Here is a 4607-nt window from a genome sequence, read left to right as displayed (position 1 = left end):
TGGCGGACTGCTTCCCGGCCGTGGACTACTTCGAGAACTCCGGCCTGCCCTTCGTCGTCGCGCTCAACGGCTTCGACGGCTACCAGCCGTACGCGCCGGAGGAGGTGCGCGAGGCCCTGCAGATCGGGCCCGAGACGCCGATCATCACCACCGACGCCCGTCAGCGGGGCGAGGCGAAGTCCGCCCTCATCACGCTGGTCGAGCACGCGCTGATGGCGCGGCTCAAGTAGGCGCGGTCCACGGGAAGTCGGGAAGGGCGGGGTGTGTCGTTCGGCACAGTCCGCCCTTCGCCGTACTACTGGCGCTTCATAACGTTTCGAAAGAGAATCGCAGGCCGGGCGCGACATAGCGTTCACGCGCGGCTCCACTCCGCTCATCGCCGGGCGGGTTAATGGCCCGACAAAAGCCGAATGTCCCGGTATCCGGGTCCTCAGTGGCGGGAAGCCGCTGCTGAGCAGGGGTTTGTTAACGGCCGCGTGCCGTGCTGCAATTCCCTGAACTGACTGCAGAGTAGGGCGAGAGGTTGTCCGTGAGGCGCACCAAGGGCACCCCGCACAAGCGGGGCAATGTCACTCCGCCGTCGCGCGCGGTGGCGCGAGCCGTCCCCGCGGCCGAGCCGCCGCCGGCGGGCGGCAGCCGGCTGTCCCCGCGCAACTGGCGGGTGCGGACGCGGCTGAACGCGATCCTGTTCATCCCCGTCATCGTCGCCCTCGTCTTCGGCGGCTTCCGCGTCAACTCCTCCATCGACACCTGGCGCCAGGCGCAGGACGCCGAGCGGGTCGCCCGCCTCGTCCAGGCCGCCGGCTCCTACTCGTACGCGGTGATGAACGAGCGCGACGTCAGCGCCGCCCCGCTGCTCCTGGGCAAGGGCGCCCGCGACCGTACGGTGGTCCAGGCCCGCACGGCCACCGACATGGCGGCGCAGAAGTTCCACGCGCAGGTCGAGGACATCCCCGACAGCGCCAACCTCAAGCGCCGCATCGGCCACATAGCCGAGGCCGAGGAGCGCCTGCCCAAGCTGCGCCAGGTCGCCTACACCCCGGCGCTGGAGGGTGTGGACACCGAGGAGGGCTACGCCCTGCTCTGCCGCGCGCTGATGGCCCTCACCAACGAACTCGGCCTGGGCACCAGCAACGTCAACACCTTCGGCCGCAACCTCTACGCCATCTCGCTCACCGAGTCCACCGGCTCCCTGGAGCGCTCCATCGGCATGCACCTGCTGATGGCCCGCGCGGACGAGCAGTCCGACCTGCCGACCCTGCGCGTCGCGTTCGTCTCCTACGCCCGCCTGGAATCGGTCGCGATGGAGGAGCTCGAGTTCGGCGGCCGGGAGAAGGACCGGCTGCGCCTGGAGCGGCTCATGCAGGTCGCGCAGGCCAAGGGCGAGCAGCAGGCCGCCGAGGCCAAGGCCGCGATGGAGGCGCAGGGCAAGCCCTTCGTCGAGCCGCCGGCCATCCGGGAGATGGTCACCCTCATGGCCTCGCCCACCGCGAGCGCCCAGGCGCTGACGCGCCAGGGTGTCACCCCCAAGACCTGGTGGGCCACCGCCACCGCCAAGTTCGAGGTCTACCGCCAGTTCGAGAAGGAGCTGGCCGCGGAGGCCGTCGACGAGGCCAACCGCCTGGCCGCCGACGCCCGGCGCGACGCCTTCGTCAACTCCGGCGCCGTCGTCGCCGCACTCCTCCTCGCCTTCCTCGTCGCCGCGCTGATGGCCCGCCAGATGGGCCGCAGCCTGCGCCAGCTGCGCAACACCGCCTTCGGCATCGCCGAGCAGCGCCTGCCGATGCTGGTCGACCAGCTCTCGCGCACCGACCCCGGCCAGGTCGACACCCGCGTCACCCCCATCCCCGTCAGTTCCCACGACGAGGTCGGCGAGGTCGCCCGGGCCTTCGACCAGGTCCACCGCGAGGCGGTGCGGCTCGCCGCCGAGCAGGCACTGCTGCGGGGCAACCTCAACGCGATCTTCACCAACCTCTCGCACCGCAACCAGAGCCTCATCGAGCGCCTGCTGGAACTGATCACCACGCTGGAGGAGGGGGAGGCCGACCCGGACCAGCTGGAGAACCTCTTCCACATGGACCACCTGGCCACCCGCATGCGCCGCATCGGCGAGAACCTCCTGGTCCTCGCCGGCGAGGAGATCGGCCGCCAGTGGGACCAGCCGGTGCCGCTGCTGGACGTCCTGCGCGCCGCCACCTCCGAGGTGGAGAGCTACGAGCGCATCGAGGTCACCGGCGTCCCGGACTGCGAGATCCACGGCCCCGCCGTCACCGACCTCGTCCACCTGCTGGCCGAGCTGCTGGAGAACGCGACCACGTTCTCCTCCCCCCACACCAAGGTGCGCGTCACCGCGACGCGGCTGCCCGACCGCCGGGTGATGATCGAGATCCACGACAAGGGCATCGGCCTGACGGCGGAGGACTTCGCGGAGATCAACCACCGCCTGGCCAACCCGCCGGCCGTGGACGCCGCGATCTCGCAGCGCATGGGCCTGTTCGTGGTCGGCCGCCTCTCCGACCGGCACGGCATCCGCGTCCAGCTGCGCCCCTCCGGCGAGCAGTCCGGCACCACCTCGCTGGTCATGCTCCCCGAGCTGATCACCTTCGGCGGCCAGGACGCGACGGCCCCGGAGGAGGAGTTCACCGTCTCCCGGATCATCGCCGAGCAGCCGGCCTTCCAGCCGCGCCACTCCGGTGGTACGGGCGGTGGCGACGTCGGTTCCGCGCACTTCGGCTTCGACGAGTCGCGCTACGGCGCCGGCGGCTTCGACAACGGCTTCGACAACGGGGGAGCCTTCGGCCGGGGCGGCGCGCAGGACCCCGACACCACCGAGATCCTGGACCCGGTCAGCCGCTCGCTGGCCCGCGAGGAGCGCCGGCACGCGCTGGAGGCCAAGGTCGGCCGCCCCAAGCCGCTCTTCCGCGACGAGCAGCCCGCGCTGGGCTCCGGCCCCGCACCGCAGCCCTCCGTACCGCAGCAGCAGCCCCAGGCCGGCAACGGCCGCGGCGCGCTGCCCCGGCGCGGAGACCTGCCGGGGGAGCACCTTCCCCCGGGGTCCGTACCCCAGCAGCCGACCGACAGCGCGGGTGGCGCCGGACAGGCAGTAGGATTCGGTGCCGCGCCGGGCGGTCACGCGCCGGGCGGCAACGACAACCGCTGGGAGCGTCCGGCTTCGGTCCGCGCCCCCCAGACCGGCGGAACCACCACCTCCGGCCTGCCCAAGCGGGTGCCCCGTGCCAACCTCGCGGAAGGCCAGGGCCAGGCGGCACCACCGCCCCCCGCGGGAGGCCCCCAGGTCTCCCGCGCCCCCGAAGATGTCCGGGGCAGGCTCAGCAACCTGCGCCGGGGTGTAGAGCAGGGACGCGGCCAAGGCGCGCGCCCCGACCGGAATGACAGCAGCTTCAACCAGGGCCCCACCCCTGGCAGCACCTACGATCAGGAGCGTTAGTGTGAGCCCGATGAGCCAGGCGGCGCAGAACCTGAACTGGTTGATCACCAACTTCGTGGACAACACCCCCGGGGTGTCGCACACGGTGGTGGTCTCCGCCGACGGACTCCTTCTGGCGATGTCCGAAGGCTTCCCGCGCGACCGTGCCGACCAACTTGCCGCGGTGGCCTCGGGGTTGACCTCCCTGACCGCCGGCGCCTCCCGCATCTTCGAAGGCGGGAGCGTCAACCAGACAGTCGTGGAGATGGAGCGCGGCTTCCTGTTCATCATGTCGGTCTCGGACGGCTCCTCGCTGGCCGTGCTGGCCCACCCCGAGTGCGACATCGGCCTGGTGGGCTACGAGATGGCGCTGCTGGTCGACCGGGCCGGCACGGTCCTCACGCCTGACCTGCGTGCGGAGCTCCAGGGCAGCCTTCTCAACTAGCAGACAACCGATGCGCTACGCACAACAAGCGGGCTAAGGTTCACCAAGCGCACAAGGCGTACCGACGGGGACGGGTCGGAAGGGGAAACACGTGGCAGCGCAGCACGAGGGCGGACACTACGGTTCGGGTGGGGAGTGGGCCTACGGCGACGGCTACGGCCGTCAGCCGCACGAGCCCGCGGCCCCGGCCGGACAGCCGCCTCAGCACTACGACTTCCCCTCGGCGCCCTCGGCCGCACCGCCGCCACGGCAGCCGCGCCAGGCCGCGCCGTCCCCCCAGCCGGGGGGCGGCGGAGCCCGGGCCTCGCGTCCGCAGTCGCGGCTGGTGCGTCCGTACGCGATGACGGGCGGCCGGACCAGGCCGCGCTACCAACTCGCCATCGAGGCGCTGGTGCAGACGACCGCTGACCCCGGCCGGCTGCAGTCCCAGCTCCCCGAGCACCAGCGCATCTGCCAGCTCTGCTACGAGATCAAGTCGGTGGCCGAGATTTCGGCACTGCTGAAAATGCCGCTGGGGGTGGCCCGTATTCTCGTGGCCGACCTGGCGGAAGCGGGACTTGTGACCATCCACCAGCCTGGTGGGGACGAATCCGCGGGGGGACAGCCAGATGTGACTCTGCTCGAAAGGGTACTCAGTGGACTTCGCAAGCTCTAACGCCGGCGGGGGCGGGACGGCGAGTCCGTCGCGCTCCACCACCTCCGCGAAGATCGTGGTGGCGGGTGGTTTCGGCGTGG

Annotated in this window: 3 protein-coding genes and 2 pseudogenes; all 5 read left to right on the top strand. The window is 71.4% G+C overall.

Annotation, left to right across the window (positions count from 1 at the left end; translation table 11 throughout):
- Positions 1–230: pseudogene (locus ACFQLX_RS25605) on the top strand (ATP-binding protein); the annotation flags it as partial.
- Between the two features lie 299 nt (positions 231–529).
- The gene (locus ACFQLX_RS25600; RefSeq protein ID WP_386418905.1) at positions 530–3448 is read left to right on the top strand and encodes a nitrate- and nitrite sensing domain-containing protein; all 2919 of its coding nucleotides are present in this window, start codon (positions 530–532) and stop codon (positions 3446–3448) included.
- 10 nt (positions 3449–3458) lie between these two features.
- The gene (locus tag ACFQLX_RS25595) at positions 3459–3872 is read left to right on the top strand and encodes a roadblock/LC7 domain-containing protein (protein ID WP_136742879.1); all 414 of its coding nucleotides are present in this window, start codon (positions 3459–3461) and stop codon (positions 3870–3872) included.
- 91 nt (positions 3873–3963) lie between these two features.
- On the top strand, positions 3964–4527 hold the full coding sequence (locus ACFQLX_RS25590; RefSeq protein ID WP_386418903.1) for a DUF742 domain-containing protein: 564 nt from the start codon (positions 3964–3966) through the stop codon (positions 4525–4527).
- Positions 4508–4607: pseudogene (locus ACFQLX_RS25585) on the top strand (ATP-binding protein); the annotation flags it as partial. The gene ACFQLX_RS25590 and the pseudogene ACFQLX_RS25585, both read left to right, overlap by 20 nt.

The sequence above is a fragment of the Streptomyces polyrhachis genome (genome assembly GCF_042663125.1).
Taxonomy (GTDB): Bacteria; Actinomycetota; Actinomycetes; order Streptomycetales; family Streptomycetaceae; genus Streptomyces; species Streptomyces polyrhachii.
Note: the sequence above shows the minus strand (reverse complement) of the source record. Positions and strands in the feature narration are given on the sequence as shown.